Genomic DNA, 20,464 nt, shown 5'->3' on the forward strand with positions numbered 1-20,464 from the left:
CCGAAGCGTCGACCCCCGCGAAGGCGGGGGTCGTTGGCGGCTTTGCCCGGCAGCTCCGCGTAAACCGACAGCGGCCCCCGCCTTCGCGGGGGCGACGTTTTCCTAGCAGCCCTTATATTTCCAGTTGCGGTCCTTGCCCTCGGCCACCTGCTCTATGATCGTTTCGATCCGCTTTGCCCGGGTCTCTTCGCGTTTCGCCTCGAGAACCCATTCGACATAATCGCGCCGTTTCCCAGGCGAGAAGGCGTCCCAATGGCTCTGTGCGGCCGAATTGGCCTCTAACGCCACGCCCAGATCGCCCGGCGTATCGAGTACGGCCTTCGGCTTCGGCGACGGCCGTTTTGCCTTGCCGCCGGCGGCCAAAGCCACCGCTTTCGCAATCATCGGCGCCAGCATATCATCGCCGGGCAAATCGTCGATTGCGGTCAGCTTCCCCAGGCTTCCCATGGCGCCTTCTCGCTCCGGCGTCCCGGTGACCTCGGCATGGCGCCAGAAACCGAACGCGGCGTGCGCCTTGAACGCCGCCATATTGGCGAGCGAGCTGCCACCCAGCGTGAAAAAGGGCATGCCCCATTTGATGGTCTCTTCAACCCCCGGCACCTCGCGATGCATCAGGTCGCGCAAATGGATCAGGATCGGCTGCGCGAAAGGCTGCGCTTTCGCGATATAGGCGTCGACGCGCGGGTCGCGGCGCGTCAGGCCGGCCACCGTGCCGCTACCAGATAGTTGAGCGCTTCGCTGCCGCCGAGCTTGAAGCCTTTTGCGGGCGAGGGCGACAGGCCAGTGCGGTCGATCACCTGAAGCCCAACGCCTTCGAGCATTTCGGTCAGCTCTTCGGGCTTCAGAAACTGGCCCCAGTCGTGCGTCCCGCGCGGCACCGCGCCGATCCGCTCGGCCGCCTCGACAAGCAGCAACTTCGACAGCGCGGTCCGGTTTGGCGTCGACAGGATCATCAGCCCGCCCGGCGCCAACCGTGCCGCGAGCTCGGCGACGAAAGCCGCCGGGTCGGTCACATGCTCGACGACTTCCATCGAGGTCACGAGGTCGAATGTCGAGGCCGCCAGCGCCGCCAGCTCGCCCGCATGATAAGCGATCGAAAGCCCCTGCCCTGCCGCATGATCTTTCGCTGCCGCAATATTCTCGGGCGCGGCATCGACGCCGGTGACCTTCGCTCCCATCCGCGCCAGCGGCTCGGCGAGCAGCCCGGCGCCGCAGCCGACGTCGATCGCGCTGCGTCCGCCGAGCGGATACCGCTCTCGCGCATCGACATGCCAATGCGCGTCGATCTGGTCGCGGATGTAAGAGAGGCGCACAGGGTTAAGCTTGTGCAGCATCGCTGACGAGCCGTGCGGGTCCCACCAGTCGGCTGCGAGCGCGCCGAAATGGGCGGCTTCATTCGGGTTGATTGTCGCGGCGCTCATGCAGGACGATGTGGCACCGTGCCTTCACAGGCGCAAGAAATTCTATCCGCCGCATACGAAGCCGGTCTTGCCTTCGCCCGCCCCCTTGCCTAACAGCCGGACGCCGCGGAAATCTTGGAAAGTTGCGGCCGAAACCAGTTTTGAAAAGGCAGGGCGAGATGGCGCGGATCGTGATGAAATTCGGGGGCACGTCGATGGCGGGCACCGAGCGGATTCGCACCGTCGCAAAGCTCGTCGCGCGCGAAGTCGCGAACGGCAACGAGGTCGCGGTCGTCGTTTCGGCGATGGCGGGTGAGACCGACCGGCTCGTCAATTTCTGCCGCGAAGCCAACCCGCGGTATGACCCCGCCGAATATGACGTTGTCGTCGCGGCTGGCGAACAAGTGACCTCGGGCCTCCTCGCGCTGACGTTGCAGGCGATGGGCACCCCCGCGCGCAGCTGGCTCGGCTGGCAACTCCCGATCCGCACCGAAGAAGCGCACGCGCGCGCGCGCATCCTCGACATCGACACCGGCGGCCTGCTCGCGGCAATGGGCCGAGGCGAGGTCGCGGTGATCCCCGGCTTTCAGGGCATGATGGACGACGGCCGCATTTCGACGCTCGGCCGCGGCGGTTCGGATACCAGCGCCGTTGCGGTTGCTGCGGCGGTGAAGGCTGATCGCTGCGACATCTACACCGACGTCGACGGCGTCTATACCACCGACCCGCGCATCGTCGCGCGCGCGCGGAAGCTCGACTATGTCACCTATGAGGAAATGCTCGAACTCGCGAGCGTCGGCGCCAAGGTGCTCCAGACCCGATCGGTCGGACTCGCGATGAAGATGGGGGTGCGCGTGCAGGTCCTCTCCAGCTTCGTCGAAGGCGACGAAGCTCCGAAAAAAGGCACGATGATCGTCAGCGACGAGGAAATAGAGGAACATCAGATGGAACGGCAGCTGATCACCGGCATCGCCCACGACAAGAATGAAGCGAAGATCATCGTCACGCGCGTCCCCGACAAGCCGGGCGCCGTCGCCAACATCTTCGGCCCGCTCGCTGCGGCCGGCATCAACGTCGATATGATCATCCAGAACGTCGGGCGCGAAAAGGGCGAGACCGACGTGACCTTTACCGTCCCCGGCACCGACCTTCTCCGCTCGATCGATCTGCTCGAAAGCGCGAAGGAAAAGATCGGGTTCAACCGCATCATCAGCGACGACAAGATCGCCAAGATCAGTGTCGTCGGCGTCGGCATGAAGAGCCACGCCGGCGTCGCGAGCACGATGTTCCGCGCGCTCGCTGACCGCGGCATCAACATTCAGGCGATCTCAACCAGCGAGATCAAGGTCAGCGTGCTGATCGACGAGGATGAGACCGAACTCGCGGTGCGCGTGCTGCATACCGCCTATGGGCTCGACGCCGACTAGGGCCCGCACGACAGATCATGATCACCGGCGAAAGCCGTGGCCCAGAAGCGACATCGCACATCTCATAGGGCCCCGCTTCCGCCGCGGATCACATTTCTTCTATTCGGCGGGTTGCAGCTCGCCACCCGCGCGGCGGCGCAGCCTCGCCTGCCCGATAAAATGAACCACCGCGATGTGTACCGCGAACAACCCGAACTTGGATGCCAGCGGGAATATCCCGATGAACAGCGGCCACCAGGCCGTGAAGAAGACCGCGACGATCAGGTTGAGGCCTGCACTCGCGAACATCAGCGCTGCCCAGATCATGCCGAAGCGGTTCATGACATCGCCGACCAGCGCCAGTTGCTCGGGCAGAATATAACGGTTGAGCCACCCGCGCCGCAGCATCACGGTGCCGACGACCAGATAGACGATCGTGGGCTTCGCCATCACGAAACGCGGATCCCCCGTAAAGAGCGTCGCCGCAGCCGTGAGGAGCACCGAGGCCAGGCTGATCCATTGCAGCGCCGCGACCTTCTTGCCGCGCATCAGCTCATAGCCGACGACCGCGATAGCGACGGTCGCTCCCGCGATGGTTGCGGGGACGATACCCGCGCCCGCGACCAGCAGCACGGCAAAGACGATGATACCAAGCGAGTCGAACAGCATCGGCCCGAGCGCGTAGAGCAAGGTTTTCATCCGCCAGTCCCTTTCGAGTCAATGTTTCCACTGTCAATATCGAAGGCATGGCAGCTAGAGTCAAGCCTAAATTGACATCGTCAACATTGTAGGTTTAAGCCGCGGCATGATTAAACCCTATCATCATGGCGATCTGCGCGCGGCCTTGCTCGGGGCGGCGGAAGAAATCGTCAATCGCGATGGCGTCGCGGGCCTGACGTTGCGCGGAGTCGCACGCGGGGTCGGCGCTTCGCATGCTGCACCGAAAAATCATTTCGACGATCTGACCGGCCTGCTCAGCGAGCTGGCGGCGATCGGCTTCACGCGCTTCGCCGACCGGATGCAGGCAGCCGCTGCGGCGCAGACCTCGCCCACCGACAAGCTCAATGCCATCGGCCGCGCCTATGTCGAATTCGCTCTCGCCGAGCCGGGCCTGTTCCAGCTGATGTTTCGCGGCGAACGCCTGGACAAGACGCGTCCGGCGCTGACTGCGGCGATGCAGCGCGCGTTCGGCACGCTGACGGGTTCGGTAGCCGCCACGCACGCTGGCGACCCGGATGTCGCGCGCGCCACCCGCGCCCATGCCGCGCGCGCGTGGAGCATGGTCCACGGCTTTGCTATCCTGCTGCTTGACGACCGCCTCAACCCGCTGCTCGACGCGGACGCCCCGCGCGCCGACGCGCTGGCGCTGCTCGACGACATGCTGACGCTGGACTGACGTCGCCCAGCATCGCTTGCGCAATTTCCGGACGAAGCGCATGCTGTTGGCTGGTGGCGCCATTGCTTCCTGACCCATTGGGAGCCGAGCTATGACCTTTACCGGTAAATTGCTGACGACCGTGGCGCTCGCGCTGGCAAGCGTGCCCGCTGCAGCGCAGGTGCCACCCTTTCCATCGACCTTCCAGTCGCAGGAGATTGCGGCGAACGGGACCATCCTGCACGTTCGCGTCGGCGGCAAGGGACCCGCGGTCGTCCTGCTCCACGGATATGGCGAGACCGGCGATATGTGGGCGCCGCTCGCCGCCAGCCTGGCCAGGAACCACAGGGTTATCGTTCCCGACCTGCGCGGCATGGGACTGTCGGCGCATCCGGAGGGGGGCTACGACAAGGCGACACAGGGGCGCGACATCGCCGCCGTGCTCGACAGCCTCAAGATCGGCAAATTCGCTCTCGTCACGCACGACATCGGCAATATGGTCGGCTTCGCGCTCGCGACCCAGCACCCCGATCGCGTCACCCGCTTCGCGCTGCTCGACGCCCCGGTTCCGGGCGTAGGACCGTGGGACGAGATCTTGAAGAACCCGCTGCTCTGGCATTTTCGCTTCGGCGGCCCCGATATGGAGCGGCTCGTCGCCGGGCGCGAGCGCATCTATCTCGACCGCTTCTGGAACGAGTTTTCGGCCGATCCCAAGAAGTTCGACGAAGCCTCACGCGAACATTATGCCAAACTCTATGCGCTGCCCGGCGGCATGCATTCGGGCTTTGCGCAGTTCGCCGCCTTCGATCAGGACGCCATCGACAATCGCGCCTGGCTTGCGACCGGCAAGCGGCTGACGATGCCGGTACTCGGGATCGGCGGCGCCAAATCATTCGGCCCGACGATGGCGCTCGTCATGCGCTTCGCGGCCACCAATGTCAGCGAAGGTGTGATCGCCGACGCGGGCCATTGGCTGATGGAAGAACAGCCCGACGCGACGGTGAAGATGGTCGTCGGTTTCCTCGACGCGCCTTAACGCAGCCGCACCTTCGCGGTCACTGACAAGCCGGGACGCAGTTGCGCAAGCGCCGCCTGCCCCGGATCGAGCCGGATGCGGACGCCGACGCGCTGGACGATCTTGGTGAAATTGCCCGATCCCGGCTCGAAGGGCAGCAGAGTGAACTCGCTGCCCGACCCCGGCGCCAGGCTTTCGACCGTGCCGCGCAGCGTCTGCCCCAGCGCATCGACATAAACGTCGGCTTTTTGTCCCGGCCGCATCTCGCGCGTCTGCGTTTCCTTGAAGTTCGCGGTGACATAGATCGACTTCACCGGCACGACGGTCAGCATGCGCGAGCCTGGCTGGACATAGTCGCCGACCTGGATTCGGCGGTTGCCGACGACACCGTCGATCGGTGCGAGGATCAGCGTATGGCCGCGGTCGAGCTTTGCGAGCGCCAGCGCGGCGCGCGCTTTGGCCGCCGCCGCCTCGGCCGCCTGGATCTGGGCGGCGAGGATCGGCCCCTTGGCGCGCGTGACTGCGGCCTCTTCGATACTGGCGCCCAGATCGGCGCGCGAACGCTGCGCCGCCGACGCCGCGCTCACGGCGGTCGCCGAAACCTGCTCGGCATCGCGCTTCGGGATGAAGCCATCGACCAGCAGCGCCTCGTAGCGCTTCCGGTCGGCGGCAGCGCGCGCATATTCGGCGTCGGCCGCGGCGATCTGGGTGTTCATCGAGCGGACGTGCGCTGCCGCCAGCTTCTGTTCGGCACCCAGCGAGGCAAGCGTCGCGCGCGCCGTCGCGACCTGAGCATCGGCATCGGCCACCGCGGCCTCTGCCGCCAGCACCCGCGTTTCATAGTCGCGCACATCGATGCGGACGAGCGGTTCGCCCGCCTTCACTACCTGATTGTCCTTCACCAGCACTGCGGTGACCAACCCGCCAACGCGCGGCGCGACCTCGCTTGAGTCCGCCTGAAGATAGGCGTTGTCGGTCGATTCCGCCGTCGCGGGCGAGACGAGCCACCAGATGCCGATTGCGGCGACAGCCAGCGCGATCAGGCCGACCTTCCACGCTTTCCTCGGCAGCGCAAAGCCGCGGCGTGCGGCTTCGGCGGCGGGTGCGGCGGGCTCGATGGCAGTCTGCGCGTTCATTGATTCATCACCAGCAGCGTGGAGGTGGCCGTTGCCAGCAGCCGGCCCGCTGCGTCGGTCAGCTTCGCTTCGGTATAGGCAACGCGGCGGCCGATCGAGATCACCCGCCCCTCGGCCCGCACCGTACCGGTCGTCGCGGTCATCGCCTTCAGATAGGAGGTTTTGAGTTCGAGCGTCGTCATCGCCTGATCGTCGGCGAGCTGCGTCACGACCGCGATGCCGCAGGCGGAATCGAGCAGGGTCGCGGCATAGCCGCCGTGAACGATTCCCATCGGATTGAAATGCTGTGGCCCTGGCACCCCCTCGAACGCCGCCCAGCCCTCGCCCGCATCGACCAGCTGGAACCCCAGCGTGTCGCCGATCGGCGGACGTCCGCCCGCGGCGATCAGCCCCTGTACCCGCGCGAGCGTCATTGCGCCGTCTCCAGGCCATAGCGCGCGACGATGCTCGCGTGGGTATCCGCCAGCATCGCGTCGGCGAGTGCGGGATCGCCCACCGCGCGCGCCAGCGCGACACCGCCGACGAGCTGCGCGAGCAACGCATGCGCTTCGGCGTCCGCATCGCCATAGCCGAGTTGCGCGAGCGGCACCGCAAGGCGGCTGGCAATACCCGTCACCCCCGCGCCGAACCGCTCGCGCGTGTCGGCCTTTGATCGCGCGAAGTCGCCCGACAGCGTCGGCAGCGGGCAACCGCGATCGCGGCTGTCGCGGTGCGCAGGCGACAGATAGAACTCGACATAGGCACTCAGCACCGCGCGCGGATCGCCGTCGGCGTCGATCCGCTCGGTGCGCCGCCGCGCATCGGCGAACATCGTGCCGATCGCTTCCTTCACCAGCGCGTCCTTCGACGGGAAATGGGCGTAGAAGCCGCCGTGCGTCAGCCCGGCGCGCGCCATGATGCCGGCCACCGCGACATTGTCGGGACCACGCGCGCGAATCTCCTTCGCCGCCTCTTTCAGCACCCGGTCGCGGGTTTCTGCCTTGTGGTCCCTTGAATAGCGCACTTGTCGTCTCCTTTTATATGATACATATAATATAAAGACGACAGGACACAAGACCCATGGCCTCCATCCCGCTTTCCCCTGGACAGAATCCCGCCGCCCCCGCCAAGGCCGGGGACGCGCCGTTCGATCCCGCAGCGATGCCCAATGCCCGGAAATACCTGATCTTTGCGGTGATGGCGTTCGGCCAGTTCATGGCGCTGATCGACATTCAGATCGTCGCGGCATCGCTCAACGAAGTGCAGGCGGGACTCAGCGCCGGACCCGACGAAATCAGCTGGGTGCAGACCGCCTATCTGATGGCCGAGCTCGTCATGATTCCCTTTTCGGCCTTCCTCGCGCAGGCGCTGTCGACGCGCTGGCTGTTCGCGGGATCGGCGGCGCTCTTCACGCTCGCGAGCATCGCGTGCGGCTTTGCGTGGAACATCGAATCGATGATCCTGTTCCGCGCGATTCAGGGCTTCGTCGGCGGCGCGATGATCCCGACGGTGTTCGCGACCGGCTATATGCTGTTCCAGGGCAAGCAGCGCGCGATGATCCCGGCGATCCTGGGCATGGTGTCGGTGCTCGCGCCGACGCTTGGCCCGACGGTCGGCGGCTGGATCACCGACGCGCTCGGCTGGCGCTGGGTCTTTTTCATCAACGTCGCGCCGGGCGCGATGGTGACGCTGCTGATCCTGTCGCTCGTCCGCGTCGACAGGCCGAACCTGCCGATGCTGCGCCGCATCGACTGGGTGCATCTGGGGTCGATGGCGGTGTTTCTTGCCGGGCTCGAATATGTGCTCGAAGAAGGCCCGAAGCATGACTGGTTCGGCGAGCCGTCGATCGCGATCGCGGCCTGGCTATCGCTCGTCGCCTTCGGCCTGTTCCTCGAACGCTCGTTCCGCTCGGAAGGGCCGATCGTCAAGCTCTCGCCCTTTCGCGTGCCGACCTTCGCCTTCGCCTGCCTGTTCAATCTGGTGATTGGTTTCGGCCTCTATGCCAGCACCTATCTGATCCCGATCTACCTCGGCCGCGTGCAGGGCTATAATGCATCCGAAATCGGCACGACGGTGTTCATCGCCGGCATTGCCCAGCTGCTCGGCGTACCGATCGCCGCGGCGCTGTCGCAAAAGGTCGACCAGCGGATCGTCATAACCTTCGGGCTCGGCCTGTTCGCGGTCGGCCTCTGGATGTTCAGTTTCATGACCCCCGAATGGGGCTTTGCCGCGCTGTTCTGGCCGCAGGTCGTGCGCAGCTTCGCGATCATGCTGTGCATCGTGCCCTCGGTCGGACTCGCGCTCGGCAATTTCGAGGGGCCGGAGCTGCGCTATGCCTCAGGCCTGTTCAACCTGATGCGCAACCTCGGCGGCGCGATCGGCATCGCGCTCGTCAACACCTGGCTCGGCGACAATCTGCGCCTCCACGCGCTGCGTCTGTCCGAAGCGCTCGGTCGCGGCGGCGATGCAGCGCGTGAGGCGGCGGCGGGTCTGACGCAAGGCATCGGCCAATATGTCACCGACCCCGCGCTTGCCGCGCAAATGGCGAACGGCGTGCTGGCGCGCATCGTCGGCCGCGAGGCGTTGACCCTGGCGTTCGACGACGTCTTCCGCCTGATGTCGTACATCTTCCTTGCCGCGCTGGTGATGGTTCCGTTCTGCAAACCGCCGCCGATCGGCGGCCCGGCACCAACCGACGCGCACTAAAAAGAAAGACCCGCCCCCAAGCCCATGTCCCCGGGGGCGGGTCCGCGACCCATCGCCTGGCTATGCGCTCAGGCGAGGTCGAACCGGTCGGCGTTCATCACCTTGGTCCAGGCCTTGACGAAGTCCTTCACGAACTTTTCTTCGTGACCCGTCTCGGCATAAACTTCCGCCACCGCGCGGAGTTCCGCGTTCGACCCGAAGATCAGGTCGGCGCGCGTCGCGCGCCATGTCTCGCCGCCGCCGGCGCGGTCGGTCGCCACATAGTCCTGGTCGTCCGATCCTTCGACCGCCTTCCAGACATTGGTCATGTCGAGCAGGTTGACGAAATAATCGTTGGTCAGCTGCCCCGATCGCTTGGTGAAATGGCCATGGCCGCGATCGCCGTGGTTGGCGCCGAGCACCCGAAGTCCGCCGATCAGCACGGTCAACTCGGGCACCGAAAGGCCAAGCAAGGATGCGCGGTCGAGCATCATTTCCTCGGTCTTCACCGCCAGCTTCTTTTTGCCGAGATAGTTGCGGAAAGCGTCGGCTTCGGGCTCCATCACCGCAAAGCTGTCGGCATCGGTCTGCTCTGCGCTCGCGTCGCCGCGACCCCCGGTGAAAGGCACCGCAACGCCAAAGCCCGCATCCTTGATCGCCTTTTCCAGGCCGACGACGCCGCCCAGCACGATCGCGTCGGCGATCGACAGATTGCCGCGCAGGCCATCGAGCGTGCTCAGCACCTTGCCGAGAATCGCGGGTTCGTTGACGTCCCAGTCCTTTTGCGGCGCCAGACGGACGCGCGCGCCATTCGCGCCGCCACGGTGGTCGGACTTGCGATAGGTGCTTGCCGATGCCCAGGCCGCCTTGACCAGTTCGCTGACCGTCAGGCCGCTGGCCGCGATCTTGTCCTTCACCGCCTTGACGTCGGCGTCGGACGGAGCGGTACCCGCGGGGATCGGATCCTGCCAGATCAGGTCTTCGCCCGGGACTTCGGGGCCGAGGTAGCGGACCTTGGGACCCATGTCGCGATGGGTCAGCTTGAACCAGGCGCGGGCAAAGGCGTCCTTGAACGCTTCATGATCGGTCCGGAATTTCTCGCTGATCTTGCGGAACTCCGGATCGATCTTCAGCGCCATGTCGGCGGTGGTCATCATCGTCGGGACCTTGACGTTCGGATCCCAGGCCGCCGGTGCCATATCTTCCGGCTTCTGGTTGATCGGCTGCCACTGCTGCGCGCCCGCGGGCGAATGGACGATCTCGTAATCATAATCGAGCAGCAGGCGGAAATAGTTCGAGGTCCACTCCGTCGGGGTGTTGACCCACGATCCTTCGATGCCGCTGGTCACGCTATGCTCGCCGATGCCGCCACTTTCGTGGCTGCTGACCCAGCCGAAGCCCTGTGCCGCCAGGTCGCCGCCCGACGGCGCGTTGCCGAGCAGCGAGGCGTCGCCATTGCCGTGGGCTTTGCCAAAGGTGTGCCCGCCCGCGGTCAACGCGACGGTTTCCTCATGGTCCATCGCCATGCGCTCGAATGTTTCCTTCATGTCGCGCGCCGACAACAGCGGATCGGGATTGCCGCCCGGACCTTCGGGATTGACATAGATCAGGCCCATCTGGATCGCGGCCAGCGGCCCTTCGATCGCCTCCAGCCCCTTGTCCGGATCGATGCGGGTCTGAACGCCCTCGTTCACCCATTTGTCCTCCGAACCCCAATAGATGTCACGTTCGGGTTCGAACACGTCGGCACGGCCGCCGCCAAAGCCGAAGACCGGGCCGCCCATGCTTTCGATCGCGACATTGCCCGTCAGGATGAACAGGTCGGCCCAGCTGATCTTGTTGCCGTATTTCTGCTTGATCGGCCACAACAGGCGGCGAGCCTTGTCGAGGTTGCCATTGTCGGGCCAGCTATCGAGCGGCGCGAAACGCTGCTGCCCGCTGTTGGCGCCGCCGCGGCCGTCGGCGGTGCGATAGGTGCCCGCGGCATGCCACGCCATGCGGATGAAGAAGGGGCCATAATGTCCATAGTCCGCCGGCCACCAAGGCTGGCTGTCGGTCATCAGCGCGGTCAGATCGGCCTTCAGCGCCCGATAATCGAGCAGCGCGAATGCCTTCGAATAATCGAAGTCGTCGCCCAGCGGGTTCGACGAACCATTGGGATTGAGGATCTCGGTCGCCAACATTTCCGGCCACCAATCCTTGTTGGTGCGGCCGAGCAGCGCGCGGACGCCGCCGGGCTGGTGGACCGGGCAGCCGCTTCCGATGGGGGTCTGGTCGTTCATGCAGTCTCTCCTCTTTTTGGATGTTTTGTGATCGTGATGCGGCAGGATGACCGGCGCATGACGCCGGGGCGGCGCAGCGGCCGCTGGGGACGTTCGGCGCTGGCAGGCGTCGAGTCGATGGCGTCATCCTTTCGTTCTGACCCGCGAACGATAGGCCTCCCCGTCCAATCGACCTAAACGAATAAGCTGAATTCAGTCATCGAACGAACCGATCAACGATCAGTGGGGTCTGTCGAGCGACCAGCCGCCCGGCGCACAGACGCCACGCCCCGGCGAAAGCATGCAACATGTTGATCGGACACGGGTTGCTGAAGTGTCGCAACGTGATGGCACGGCGCGGCAAAAGGAGATGCAAAGTGGCTGATACCCCCAACCAGCAGAACCAGAAAAACCCGCAGGCTGATCGCGACGAAGAGCAACGCCGCCAGCAGCAGCAGCAGGCCGGCAAGGACGGCCAGCAGGGTGGCCAGCGCTCCGATCAGGACCGCGACAAGAACCCGCAGCAGCGCTGATCGTCAGGCTGCATGAGAAAGGGGCCGCTCCGGATGGAGCGGCCCCTTTTCTTTTTTGGCTTAGTCAGAGAGGATCAGAAGCTGACTTTGACCGTCCCGCCCCAGGTCCGCGGATCGCCCGGTTGGCCGGCGATCAGGCCGACGTTGCCCGGCGCGACCTGCAACGTCTCGATGTAATTCACGTCGAAAGCGTTGCGGACCCAGCCGAAGATGTCGATGCCGTCGCCGCGAAAGCCGACGCGGAAATTGGTCAGGGCATAGCCCTTCACGTCCGTATAGATCGACGGCGACGCGTTCGAATTCCAGTGCGAACGGTAATTCCCGTCGACGCCCAGATAGACCTGCCCCTCCTTCGCCAGCAGCGTCACCGGAGCATTGGCTTCGGCGCCGTAGGAAAAGGCCCATTTCGACACGCCCGGCAGGCGCTGGCCCGATATGTCGCATTGCCGGGGGCTCAGCGTGTTCGGAATGCCCGCGTTCGAATAATCGGGAACCGCGTTGGCCGGCTGGAACGTACCGCCCGAAAGCTCGGGCGGGCACGGCGCGCTGAGAAATTTCTTGTATTTGGCATCGGTATAGGCGCCGTTGGTATAAGCGGTGAACCGGTCGCTCGCGCGGATTTTGAAATCCGCCTCGATACCCTGCGAAACAACTTTCTCTGCGTTGGCAAGATAGCCGCGCACCGTGCCGAACTGGCCGCCGTTCACCGTTGCCTGGAAATTCTTGATCTCGGTGCGGAACGCCGTGAGGTTCAGGGTCGCCAGGCGGTCAAAGAACTGCGTCTTGAGCCCGATCTCGAAATGATTGACCGATTCGGGCTTCACCGTGCTCGCACTGAGTACGGGCTGGTTATTGCTGTCGAGCGGCAGGCCGTTCTGGTTGATGCCCACCGTCTTGAAGCTCTTGGCATAGGTCGCATAGGCCAGGATATCCGGCGTGATCTTGTAGTTGATGTTCAGATCATAGCTGAAGTTCCAGTCGCTGACCGACGGCTGCGTGAGCTGCGGCTGGTACACGCCGCACTGCGCGGTCAGCACGGGATTGCCAGCTTGAGCTGCCGTGCTGCAATTCGTGATGACCTGACCCGCGCCCCTGGTGACGACGCGCTGATAAAAACCTTCCTTCTTGTCATAGTTCACGCGAATACCCGGCTGAATGGTCAGTTCGGGCGTGACCTTATAGCTCAGCTGGCCATAGAAGGCGGCGCTGTCGGCCTTTAGATACTGCGTGTTGGCGGCGGTCAGGCCGTTCAGCACGTCGGGCCGGTTATAGACATTGTTGGGGTCGGTCGAGGGCGCCAGGCTGTATCGCGTAGCGTCGATGCCTTGCTGCTCGGTGCCCTGCGTGTCGATCCGCTGCCGGAAAGCAAACAGGCCGGCGACGAAATCGACTTTGTCGCCGTCGTAATTATAGCGGAATTCCTGGCTGTACTGATCCTGCTGCGACGGGTTCTGCGATTTGGCGACGACAGAGGCGCCGGTGAAGTCACGATCATTCTCGGGCTTCCAGTCCCAGAAACGCCACGCGGTGATCGAGGTGAAGGTGCCGGGGCCGACGTCCCATTTCAGGCGCAGCGACGCGCCGCCGATCTTGTTGCCCGCGTTGAGGCTGGCATCGATGTCGGTCAGGCGGTCATAGACGTCACGGCTCGGCACCGTGTAATTATACCCCGGATTGGCGGCCTGCAACCGGGCGATGATCGCATCATATTGACGCGTGAGGACGCGCTGGGTCCTTCCGACGCGGACAAAGGCGGTGCCGCAACATTCGGGATCCTGCTTGCTGTAGTCACCCGCCAATGTGATCGAAACGTCGTCATTGGGTTTGAACAGCAGCTGGCCGCGGAGGCCGAGATTGTCCTGCTCGTTGATCCAGCGATCGGTCCGCGTGTTGAACAACGTGCCGCGTCGGCTGGTCGTGGCGATCGCGATGCGCGCCGCGATCTTGTCCGACAAAGGCCCCGAAACCGCAGCCTTGGCCTGCCGGAAATTGAGGTTCCCGACGGTCACTTCCGCACGCCCCTCGAAATCGAAGGTCGGCTGGTTGGTCGTGATGTTGATCGCGCCGGCAGTGGTGTTCTTGCCGTACAAGGTACCCTGCGGCCCGCGCAGGACCTCGACCTGGTCGACGTCGAGGAAGTCGAAGGTCGCGGCAGCGACGCGCGAATTATACACGTCGTCGACATAGATGCCGACGCCTTGCTCGAAACCGTCGCTGGTCAGGCCGTAAGGCACGCCAAGGCCGCGGATGTTGACCGAGGTGTTGCGCGGATTGGTGGTGTAAACCTGCAATGTCGGCGCAAGCTGCTGCAGCTTCACGACGTTGAAGTTGCCGGTGGCCTCGATCGAATCCCCCCGGATCACCGAGATCGCCACCGGCACTTCTTGTGCGGTCTCCTGACGGCGGCGGGCGGTTACGATAATCACGTCGCCACGACTGACATCGTCGTCGACCTGATCGGCGGCACCAGCGGCCCCGGCTGCTCCGGCCGCGGTCGCGGCAATCTCGCCCGCTGCGGCTTCCTCTGCGAAAGCCGGGGTCGTGCCGAACGCGATCAGAAGCGAAAGGGTAAGCGACGACGCCTGCAAGCGGCGGCGAGCGGACGGATATTTTGCGGTCATGGCGATTATTCCCTGTTTTTTTGAAATGCTGCGCGAAAATCGCCACATCCGGCGGTCCGGTCTGCGGCGTTAAAAAAAGAGCTCCGTTTTCGGAGCCTGAAGATCAGTTCGGGTAACGGTGCCGCTCGGTCACATCGACCTGCACCAACCGTCCTTCGTGGACCGTCAGCTGGATCGCACCGAACTTCAGCTTTTCCAACGCGTCGAGCACAGTCTGGACAGCGCGCGGCGTGACCCCGGCCTCGTCCTTCAGCTGCTCTTTCGGAATGCTCATTTCATACCCTTCCCATTTTGATGAGTCGGCGCGACCGTATCCTAAGTGTTTTAGTAGACAATCACTAAATTTGCTTTGTGCGCCCAAAGGTGAAGTTGCTGCGCCGAATGGATTCAGGGTCGCGACCAGCCGAAGCGCTTCGTCGCCGAAGTGATTGCGCGCGCGTCCCAAGGCTGGCAAAGGCGCTCCCAATGAGCAAAATTAACGATCTGATGGTGCGCGGCGCCGAACTTCTCGGCAGCGATTATGCAATATTGTGCGGCGCGATGAGCTGGGTCTCCGAACGCCATCTGGTCAGCGCGATCAGCAACGCCGGGGGATTTGGCGTCATTGCCTGTGGCGCGATGACGCCCGATCTTCTCGATGCCGAAATCGCGGCGACCAAGGCGCTCGCGACGCGCAATTTCGGCGTCAATCTGATCACGATGCACCCGCAGTTGTTCGACCTGATCGACGTCTGCGCGAAGCATCGGATCGGCCATGTCGTGCTCGCCGGCGGCCTGCCGCCCAAAGGCAGCCTCGAGGCGATCAAGGCGTCGGGCGCGAAGGTCATTTGTTTCGCGCCGACGCTGGCGCTTGCCAAGAAGCTCGTCCGGTCGGGCGTCGACGCTCTGGTGATCGAGGGGATGGAGGCCGGCGGCCATATCGGCCCGGTATCGACCAGCGTCCTCGCGCAGGAAATATTGCCCACGCTCGCCGAGGAGGTGCCGATCTTCGTCGCCGGCGGCATCGGCCGTGGCGAGGCGATCGCCGGCTATCTGGAAATGGGCGCGTCGGGGGTCCAGCTCGGCACGCGGTTCGTCTGCGCGACCGAAAGCATCGCGCACCCCAATTTCAAGAAGGCGTTCATCCGCGCCTCGGCACGCGACGCCGTCGCCAGCGTCCAGATCGACCCGCGCCTGCCCGTCATTCCGGTGCGCGCGCTCAAGAACAACAGCACCGAGGCGTTCACCGCCAAGCAGCGCGAAGTCGCCAACCTGCTCGACGAAGGCAGCGTCGACATGATGGAAGCCCAGTTGCAGATCGAACATTATTGGGCCGGCGCGCTGCGTCGTGCGGTGATCGACGGCGACGTCGACGGCGGCTCGTTAATGGCAGGGCAATCTGTCGGTATGGTAACTTCGGAAGAGAGCGTGGCCGATATCATCGCAACTTTGGTGCAACAGGCCGAAGCCGCGTTGCACGCTCGGGGTTGATGCCGCATGCTTTTGCGGTTGGGGAGTGGATCCATGAATTTGTCGCGTAAGATCATCGTTGCCGGCCTGCTCGCAAGCGTCGCCGCCTGTGCGCCCAAGCCCGTTGCCCCGCCGCCCCCGCCGCCGCCGCCGGTCGTCGTCGTCATCCCGCCGCGCCCGCTGCCGCCGGGCAACGCGTCGCTGACGCAGCTCCTGCCTGGCCGCAGCATCGACGGCCGCTTCGTGACGGCGAACAGCAACATCTCGGGCGACCGGGCTTTCTGGCAGCTCAAGATCGGGCTTAATGTCGCCGCGATCGGATGCCGCGGGCTCGAGGAAGCGACGCTCGTGTCGGCCTACAACAATATCATCAAGGCGCACGGCAAGATCATCAAGTCGACCGAAAAGACGGTGATCGGCCAGCTTGGCAAGGATAATGGCACCAACGGCATCGCCGCGCGCGACCGCCTGTCGACGCAGCTGTTCAACTATTTCGCGCAGCCACCGGCGCAGCGCGCCTTCTGCGCCCGCGCCAACGAAGTCGCGCAAATCGTCTCGTCGACGCCGACGGCACAGGTCATTGCGCAAGCTCCGGGCCATCTGGCGACGCTCGACCAGCCCTTCATCGATTTTTACGAAGCTTATGCGCGGTATCAGCTCGATGTGTCTGCCTGGGACGCGAAATATGCCCGGCCACCGGCGATCATGACCGCGCCTGCGGCACCCATCGCGACGCCGGCACAGCCCGCCGCTTCGCCGACCGGCATCTAGCCGGGCGGCCCGGCGGCGCGCCGGTGTTGCTTTCGTGCAACGCCGCGCCGCTCAAGACACAGGGATTTCTTCGGTTCGTCGCAAATGGTGCGGCGCCCCGTCGGCAGGACGTGACGTCATGCCGCCGACGGCGCTGTGCAGCGGCGCGATAGGCGCCTGAAAACGCCGGGCGTTCGCGCCCTTTCGGTCGATCGGCGGCCCCGCCCGGCCTGGTGAGGAAAGCGTATCGCAACGCGCTTTACGCCGCGTTCATGGTGAATTTCCGGCAACTTTTCGACTCTCGCTTGGCCCTTATCGTCATCCCTGCCGGAACCGTCCGGTGTCGCTCGCACGAGCGTTGGGGGGAATTGGGAACATGACCAGATGGATCGGACTTGCCGCGGCGTGCGCGGCAACCTTGGCGGCTGCACCCGCAGCGGCTCAAACGATGCAGCAGGAACCGCAAGCGCCGGGCTATGCCGCCCCGAACCTGCGCCTGCCGCCGCGCGATGCGCATGGGGACTATCTAACGCCCAATCGTGAACTGACCGGTCACAATGCGTTCTGGAACCTGCGCATCGCGCTCAATGTCGCGGCCATCGGGTGCCGCCATACCGGATCGCTGCAGCTCATTTCCGACTATAACGGCATCATCGCCCGCCACGGCAACCTGATCCGGGCCGCAGAGACGACGGTGATCGCCCGGACCGGCGTCGCGGCGCGCGACAAATTGTCGACCAAGCTGTTCAACTATTTCGCGCAGCCTCCGGCGCAAAAGGAATTCTGCCGGGTCGCGGGATCGATCGCGCAGCAGGTGAACGGCCTGTCGAGCGTCGAAGCCGTGGCACTGGCGCCCGCGATGCTCGAGCAGATCGACCGGCCCTTCGTCGAATTCTATCACGCCTATGCGCGCTATCAGGTCGATCTCGCGGCGTATCAGGCCCAGCGCGGCTATCAGCCGCGCACCGAGCCAGGCATCCAGATGGCCGCGGCCAAGCCTTGATGCGAAATTGACGTGCGGCAATAGCAACCGTGCAAAGCATCTGTTAGCAGGGTGGAGCGATGACAAACGCTCCACTTCCTCCTTCGACCGCCGCCCAGTCGGCACGGTCCATCCTGACCCGCCTTCACGAGGTGATGGCTGCTCGCACCAATGCGCAGAGCAAGCTTAACCAGGTCGTCGGCATTATCGGCGAATGCCTCGACAGCGAAGTCTGCTCGATCTACCTGCTGCGCGAAGGCGCGCTCGAACTCTATGCGACCCGCGGGCTGAAGCAGGAGGCCGTCCACGTCACGCGCCTCGGCCTTGGCGAAGGCCTTGTCGGCATGATCGCCGACCAGATCGAGACGTTGAATCTCGACGAAGCCGCCGCGCACCCCGACTTTTCCTATCGCCCCGAAACGGGCGAGGAACTGTTCCACAGTTTCGCCGGCGTCCCGATCATCCGCCGCGAACGCGCCGTGGGTGTCCTCTGCGTCCAGCACGCCGATCCGCGCCGCTATGAAGAGATCGAGATCGAGACGTTACAGACCGTCGCGATGGTCCTGTCCGAGCTGATCGCCAATGCCGACCTGGTCGATACTGCCGCGCGCACCGACGCAGCCAATGCCGACCAGTCGGCGCAGCGCCTGTCCGGGCAAAAGCTCGTCGACGGCATGGGCGCCGGCGTCGCGGTGTTCCACCAGCCGCGCATCACGATCGAGCATACCGTTGCCGACGATACCGAGGCTGAACGCCACCGCGTCTATGCCGCGTTCGACAAGATGCGCGAACAGATCGACCGCATGGCGAGCTCGGCCGAATTCGGCGTCGGCGGCGAGCATGAAGAGGTCATCCAGACCTACAAGATGTTCGCCTATGACGAGGGTTGGTCACGCCGGATCAACGAAGCGATCGACAGCGGGCTGACCGCCGAGGCGGCGATCGAGCGCGTCCAGCAACGCACCCGCATGCGGATGCGCCAGATCGACGACCCGCTGCTGCGCGATCGCATGCACGACCTCGAAGATTTGTCGAACCGGCTGATCCGGATCGTGTCGGGGCAGATGGGTACCGCTGCGCAAGTGGGTTTGCGCCACGATTCGATCCTCATCGCGCGCAATCTCGGCCCCGCCGAACTGCTTGAATATGATCGCCGCCGCCTGAAAGGCGTGGTGCTGGAGGAAGGCTCGCTGACCGCGCACGTCATTATCGTCGCGCGCGCGATGGGCGTCCCCGTGATCGGCCGCGTCAGCGACGTCCGCACGTCGATCCGCGAAGGCGACCTGCTGCTGCTCGACGCGGGTGCAGGCACCGTACAGGTCCGCCCGACCCAGGCGGTGCAGGAAGCGTTCGACGGCAAACTTGAAATTTCCCAGAAGCGCCGCGCCAACCTTGCGGCGCTCCGCGACCTTCCCGCGGTTACCAAGGACGGTGTGCCGATCGAGCTGATGATCAACGCGGGCCTCCGCGAAGATATCGCCGCGCTCGACCTGACTGGCGCGCGCGGGATCGGGTTGTTCCGCACCGAATTCCAGTTTCTCGTCTCGGCAACGCTTCCGTCGCGCGACCGTCAGCAGCGACTGTATCGCGATGTCCTCGACGCCGCGGGTGACCGGCCGGTGATCTTCCGCACCGTGGACATCGGCGGCGACAAGGCGCTGCCCTACATGAACACCGACACGGCGCTGGAGGAAAATCCGGCGATGGGCTGGCGCGCGCTGCGCCTCGCGCTCGAACGCGAAGGCCTGCTGAAGGTACAGGCGCGCGCGCTGATGGAGGCGGCCGCCGGCCGCACGCTCAACGTGATGTTCCCGATGGTGTCGGAGCCCTGGGAATATGAGGCGGCGCGCGACCTGTTCGTCGGCCAGCGCGCATGGCTTGCCAGCCATAACAAGAAGCTGCCCGTCGCGATCCGCTATGGCGCGATGCTGGAGGTTCCGGGCCTCCTCGAAACGCTCGACCTGATGCTGCCGCACCTCGATTTCCTTTCGATCGGGACCAACGATCTGACCCAGTTCCTCTTCGCTGCCGACCGTGCGCATCCGCGGCTCGCCGAGCGCTACGACTGGTTGTCGCCGACGGTGATGCGCTATCTCGCGCGCGTCGTGCGGACGGTCACGGGATCGAAGGTGGCGCTGGGCGTATGCGGCGAGATGGGCGGGCGGCCTCTGGAAGCCATGGCGCTGCTCGGCATCGGCATCGAACGGCTGTCGATCACACCCGCGGGCGTCGGCCCGGTGAAGGCGATGATCCGCTCGCTCGACCTTGGCAAGCTGCGCGCCGATATCGGACAAATCCTCGCCCAGCCCGCGGCCAACCCGCGCGGCCAGTATCTCGACTGGGCAAATGCGCATCAGGTCGATCTCAGCGATACGGGCGAATAACCTTCGGGGTAATTGCGCTGTCATAAATGTTTATGATATGTTCTCGTCGCACAAGATGAGGAGAGAGCGATGAGTGATTCCCCCGACCGCGCCAGCGGCCAATGCCATTGCGGCGCAATCCGCTATTCGATGCCGACGGCGGTCGATCATCACGCGCTTTGCCACTGTCAGGATTGCCGCCGCCACGCCGGCGCTCCGATGGTCGGCTGGGCGATGGTGAACCACGCTGATTTCGAAATGACCGGATCGCCCAAAATCTATGCCTCGTCCGAACATGGCCGACGCCATTTCTGCGGCGATTGCGGCACCGGACTTTTCTATACCAACGACGCCGTTTTCCCCGGCAAGATCGATATCCAGTCGGGGACGCTCGACGATCCCGACCTGATCCCGGCCGGCGCGCAAATCCAGGTTGCCGAGCGCATCGGCTGGATGGAAAAGCTCGACGAGATGCCGACGTTCAACCGCTATCCCGGGATGGATTGAGC

The 20,464-nt window shown here is 64.5% G+C and carries 19 protein-coding genes; 10 read left to right on the top strand and 9 right to left on the bottom strand.

Annotation, left to right across the window (positions count from 1 at the left end):
* Positions 1-102: 102 nt before the first annotated feature.
* Together ACO055_RS07595 and ubiG are read right to left on the bottom strand one after the other, a co-directional pair.
* Positions 103-708: a YdeI/OmpD-associated family protein gene (locus tag ACO055_RS07595; protein WP_422061981.1), complete on the bottom strand. Its 606-nt coding sequence runs from the start codon at positions 706-708 to the stop codon at positions 103-105.
* On the bottom strand, positions 696-1,421 hold the full coding sequence (gene ubiG / locus ACO055_RS07600) for a bifunctional 2-polyprenyl-6-hydroxyphenol methylase/3-demethylubiquinol 3-O-methyltransferase UbiG (protein WP_422061982.1): 726 nt from the start codon (positions 1,419-1,421) through the stop codon (positions 696-698). The genes ACO055_RS07595 and ubiG overlap by 13 nt, the downstream gene beginning before the upstream one ends.
* Before the next feature lie 158 nt (positions 1,422-1,579).
* Between ubiG and ACO055_RS07605 the strand changes: the two genes are divergently transcribed.
* The gene (locus ACO055_RS07605) at positions 1,580-2,827 is read left to right on the top strand and encodes an aspartate kinase (RefSeq protein ID WP_422061983.1); all 1,248 of its coding nucleotides are present in this window, start codon (positions 1,580-1,582) and stop codon (positions 2,825-2,827) included.
* A gap of 99 nt (positions 2,828-2,926) precedes the next feature.
* Here the strand turns inward: ACO055_RS07605 and ACO055_RS07610 are convergent, their stop codons facing one another.
* Positions 2,927-3,505, bottom strand: coding sequence for an inner membrane-spanning protein YciB (locus tag ACO055_RS07610; RefSeq protein WP_422061984.1), 579 nt, complete (start codon positions 3,503-3,505; stop codon positions 2,927-2,929).
* A gap of 106 nt (positions 3,506-3,611) precedes the next feature.
* Between ACO055_RS07610 and ACO055_RS07615 the strand changes: the two genes are divergently transcribed.
* Positions 3,612-4,202, top strand: a complete 591-nt coding sequence (locus tag ACO055_RS07615; protein ID WP_422061985.1) for a TetR/AcrR family transcriptional regulator — start codon at positions 3,612-3,614, stop codon at positions 4,200-4,202.
* A 91-nt stretch (positions 4,203-4,293) separates the two neighbouring features.
* Positions 4,294-5,217, top strand: a complete 924-nt coding sequence (locus tag ACO055_RS07620) for an alpha/beta fold hydrolase (protein WP_422061986.1) — start codon at positions 4,294-4,296, stop codon at positions 5,215-5,217.
* Here the strand turns inward: ACO055_RS07620 and ACO055_RS07625 are convergent.
* From ACO055_RS07625 to ACO055_RS07635, 3 genes are read right to left on the bottom strand one after another with little or no spacing between them, the layout of a single operon-like run.
* Positions 5,214-6,332, bottom strand: coding sequence for an HlyD family secretion protein (locus ACO055_RS07625; RefSeq protein WP_422061987.1), 1,119 nt, complete (start codon positions 6,330-6,332; stop codon positions 5,214-5,216). The two genes, ACO055_RS07620 and ACO055_RS07625, sit on opposite strands and share 4 nt — an antisense overlap.
* Positions 6,329-6,745, bottom strand: a complete 417-nt coding sequence (locus ACO055_RS07630) for a PaaI family thioesterase (RefSeq protein WP_422061988.1) — start codon at positions 6,743-6,745, stop codon at positions 6,329-6,331. Before ACO055_RS07630 ends, ACO055_RS07625 begins: the two co-directional genes overlap by 4 nt.
* Positions 6,742-7,335 (bottom strand): TetR/AcrR family transcriptional regulator, encoded by a 594-nt coding sequence (locus ACO055_RS07635; protein ID WP_422061989.1) that lies wholly within the window; start codon positions 7,333-7,335, stop codon positions 6,742-6,744. Before ACO055_RS07635 ends, ACO055_RS07630 begins: the two co-directional genes overlap by 4 nt.
* 56 nt (positions 7,336-7,391) lie before the next feature.
* Between ACO055_RS07635 and ACO055_RS07640 the strand changes: the two genes are divergently transcribed.
* Positions 7,392-9,017 (top strand): DHA2 family efflux MFS transporter permease subunit, encoded by a 1,626-nt coding sequence (locus ACO055_RS07640; protein WP_422061990.1) that lies wholly within the window; start codon positions 7,392-7,394, stop codon positions 9,015-9,017.
* 68 nt (positions 9,018-9,085) lie between these two features.
* Here the strand turns inward: ACO055_RS07640 and katG are convergent, their stop codons facing one another.
* Entirely contained in the window at positions 9,086-11,278 is a 2,193-nt protein-coding gene (gene katG / locus ACO055_RS07645) for a catalase/peroxidase HPI (RefSeq protein ID WP_422061991.1), read from the bottom strand.
* Between the two features lie 356 nt (positions 11,279-11,634).
* Here katG and ACO055_RS07650 point away from each other — a divergent pair, with 356 nt between their 5' ends.
* Positions 11,635-11,790: a hypothetical protein gene (locus tag ACO055_RS07650; RefSeq protein ID WP_422061992.1), complete on the top strand. Its 156-nt coding sequence runs from the start codon at positions 11,635-11,637 to the stop codon at positions 11,788-11,790.
* 74 nt (positions 11,791-11,864) lie between these two features.
* On the opposite strand, the gene ACO055_RS07655 is transcribed toward ACO055_RS07650, so the two are convergent.
* Both ACO055_RS07655 and ACO055_RS07660 read right to left on the bottom strand, forming a co-directional pair.
* Positions 11,865-14,411, bottom strand: a complete 2,547-nt coding sequence (locus ACO055_RS07655; protein ID WP_422061993.1) for a TonB-dependent receptor — start codon at positions 14,409-14,411, stop codon at positions 11,865-11,867.
* Positions 14,412-14,514: 103 nt separating this feature from the next.
* On the bottom strand, positions 14,515-14,685 hold the full coding sequence (locus ACO055_RS07660) for a YezD family protein (protein ID WP_422061994.1): 171 nt from the start codon (positions 14,683-14,685) through the stop codon (positions 14,515-14,517).
* 191 nt (positions 14,686-14,876) lie between these two features.
* On the opposite strand from ACO055_RS07660, the gene ACO055_RS07665 reads away from it, so the two are divergent.
* From ACO055_RS07665 to ACO055_RS07685, 5 genes are all read left to right on the top strand, one after another.
* Complete coding sequence (locus ACO055_RS07665; protein WP_422061995.1) at positions 14,877-15,881, top strand: NAD(P)H-dependent flavin oxidoreductase; 1,005 nt, start codon at positions 14,877-14,879, stop codon at positions 15,879-15,881.
* A 33-nt stretch (positions 15,882-15,914) separates the two neighbouring features.
* Positions 15,915-16,631 (top strand): hypothetical protein, encoded by a 717-nt coding sequence (locus ACO055_RS07670; RefSeq protein ID WP_422061996.1) that lies wholly within the window; start codon positions 15,915-15,917, stop codon positions 16,629-16,631.
* Positions 16,632-16,986: 355 nt separating this feature from the next.
* Positions 16,987-17,613, top strand: a complete 627-nt coding sequence (locus ACO055_RS07675; protein ID WP_422061997.1) for a hypothetical protein — start codon at positions 16,987-16,989, stop codon at positions 17,611-17,613.
* Positions 17,614-17,672: 59 nt separating this feature from the next.
* Positions 17,673-19,976 (top strand): phosphoenolpyruvate--protein phosphotransferase, encoded by a 2,304-nt coding sequence (ptsP, locus tag ACO055_RS07680; RefSeq protein ID WP_422061998.1) that lies wholly within the window; start codon positions 17,673-17,675, stop codon positions 19,974-19,976.
* Positions 19,977-20,045: 69 nt separating this feature from the next.
* Positions 20,046-20,462, top strand: a complete 417-nt coding sequence (locus ACO055_RS07685) for a GFA family protein (protein WP_422061999.1) — start codon at positions 20,046-20,048, stop codon at positions 20,460-20,462.
* Positions 20,463-20,464 lie beyond the last annotated feature (2 nt).

This window comes from Sphingopyxis sp. (assembly GCF_965227415.1).
Lineage (GTDB): Bacteria > Pseudomonadota > Alphaproteobacteria > Sphingomonadales > Sphingomonadaceae > Sphingopyxis.

Excerpts from the sequence above, each read along its gene's own strand:
- ACO055_RS07655 (WP_422061993.1), bottom strand. The coding sequence starts at position 14,411 with ATGACCGCAAAATATCCGTCCGCTCGCCGCCGCTTGCAGGCGTCGTCG.
- ACO055_RS07625 (WP_422061987.1), bottom strand. The coding sequence starts at position 6,332 with ATGAACGCGCAGACTGCCATCGAGCCCGCCGCACCCGCCGCCGAAGCC.
- ubiG (WP_422061982.1), bottom strand. The coding sequence starts at position 1,421 with ATGAGCGCCGCGACAATCAACCCGAATGAAGCCGCCCATTTCGGCGCG.
- katG (WP_422061991.1), bottom strand. The coding sequence starts at position 11,278 with ATGAACGACCAGACCCCCATCGGAAGCGGCTGCCCGGTCCACCAGCCC.
- ACO055_RS07660 (WP_422061994.1), bottom strand. The coding sequence starts at position 14,685 with ATGAGCATTCCGAAAGAGCAGCTGAAGGACGAGGCCGGGGTCACGCCG.
- ACO055_RS07615 (WP_422061985.1), top strand. The coding sequence starts at position 3,612 with ATGATTAAACCCTATCATCATGGCGATCTGCGCGCGGCCTTGCTCGGG.
- ACO055_RS07670 (WP_422061996.1), top strand. The coding sequence starts at position 15,915 with ATGAATTTGTCGCGTAAGATCATCGTTGCCGGCCTGCTCGCAAGCGTC.
- ACO055_RS07605 (WP_422061983.1), top strand. The coding sequence starts at position 1,580 with ATGGCGCGGATCGTGATGAAATTCGGGGGCACGTCGATGGCGGGCACC.
- ACO055_RS07675 (WP_422061997.1), top strand. The coding sequence starts at position 16,987 with ATGACCAGATGGATCGGACTTGCCGCGGCGTGCGCGGCAACCTTGGCG.
- ACO055_RS07640 (WP_422061990.1), top strand. The coding sequence starts at position 7,392 with ATGGCCTCCATCCCGCTTTCCCCTGGACAGAATCCCGCCGCCCCCGCC.
- ptsP (WP_422061998.1), top strand. The coding sequence starts at position 17,673 with ATGACAAACGCTCCACTTCCTCCTTCGACCGCCGCCCAGTCGGCACGG.
- ACO055_RS07630 (WP_422061988.1), bottom strand. The coding sequence starts at position 6,745 with ATGACGCTCGCGCGGGTACAGGGGCTGATCGCCGCGGGCGGACGTCCG.
- ACO055_RS07685 (WP_422061999.1), top strand. The coding sequence starts at position 20,046 with ATGAGTGATTCCCCCGACCGCGCCAGCGGCCAATGCCATTGCGGCGCA.
- ACO055_RS07665 (WP_422061995.1), top strand. The coding sequence starts at position 14,877 with ATGAGCAAAATTAACGATCTGATGGTGCGCGGCGCCGAACTTCTCGGC.
- ACO055_RS07620 (WP_422061986.1), top strand. The coding sequence starts at position 4,294 with ATGACCTTTACCGGTAAATTGCTGACGACCGTGGCGCTCGCGCTGGCA.
- ACO055_RS07610 (WP_422061984.1), bottom strand. The coding sequence starts at position 3,505 with ATGAAAACCTTGCTCTACGCGCTCGGGCCGATGCTGTTCGACTCGCTT.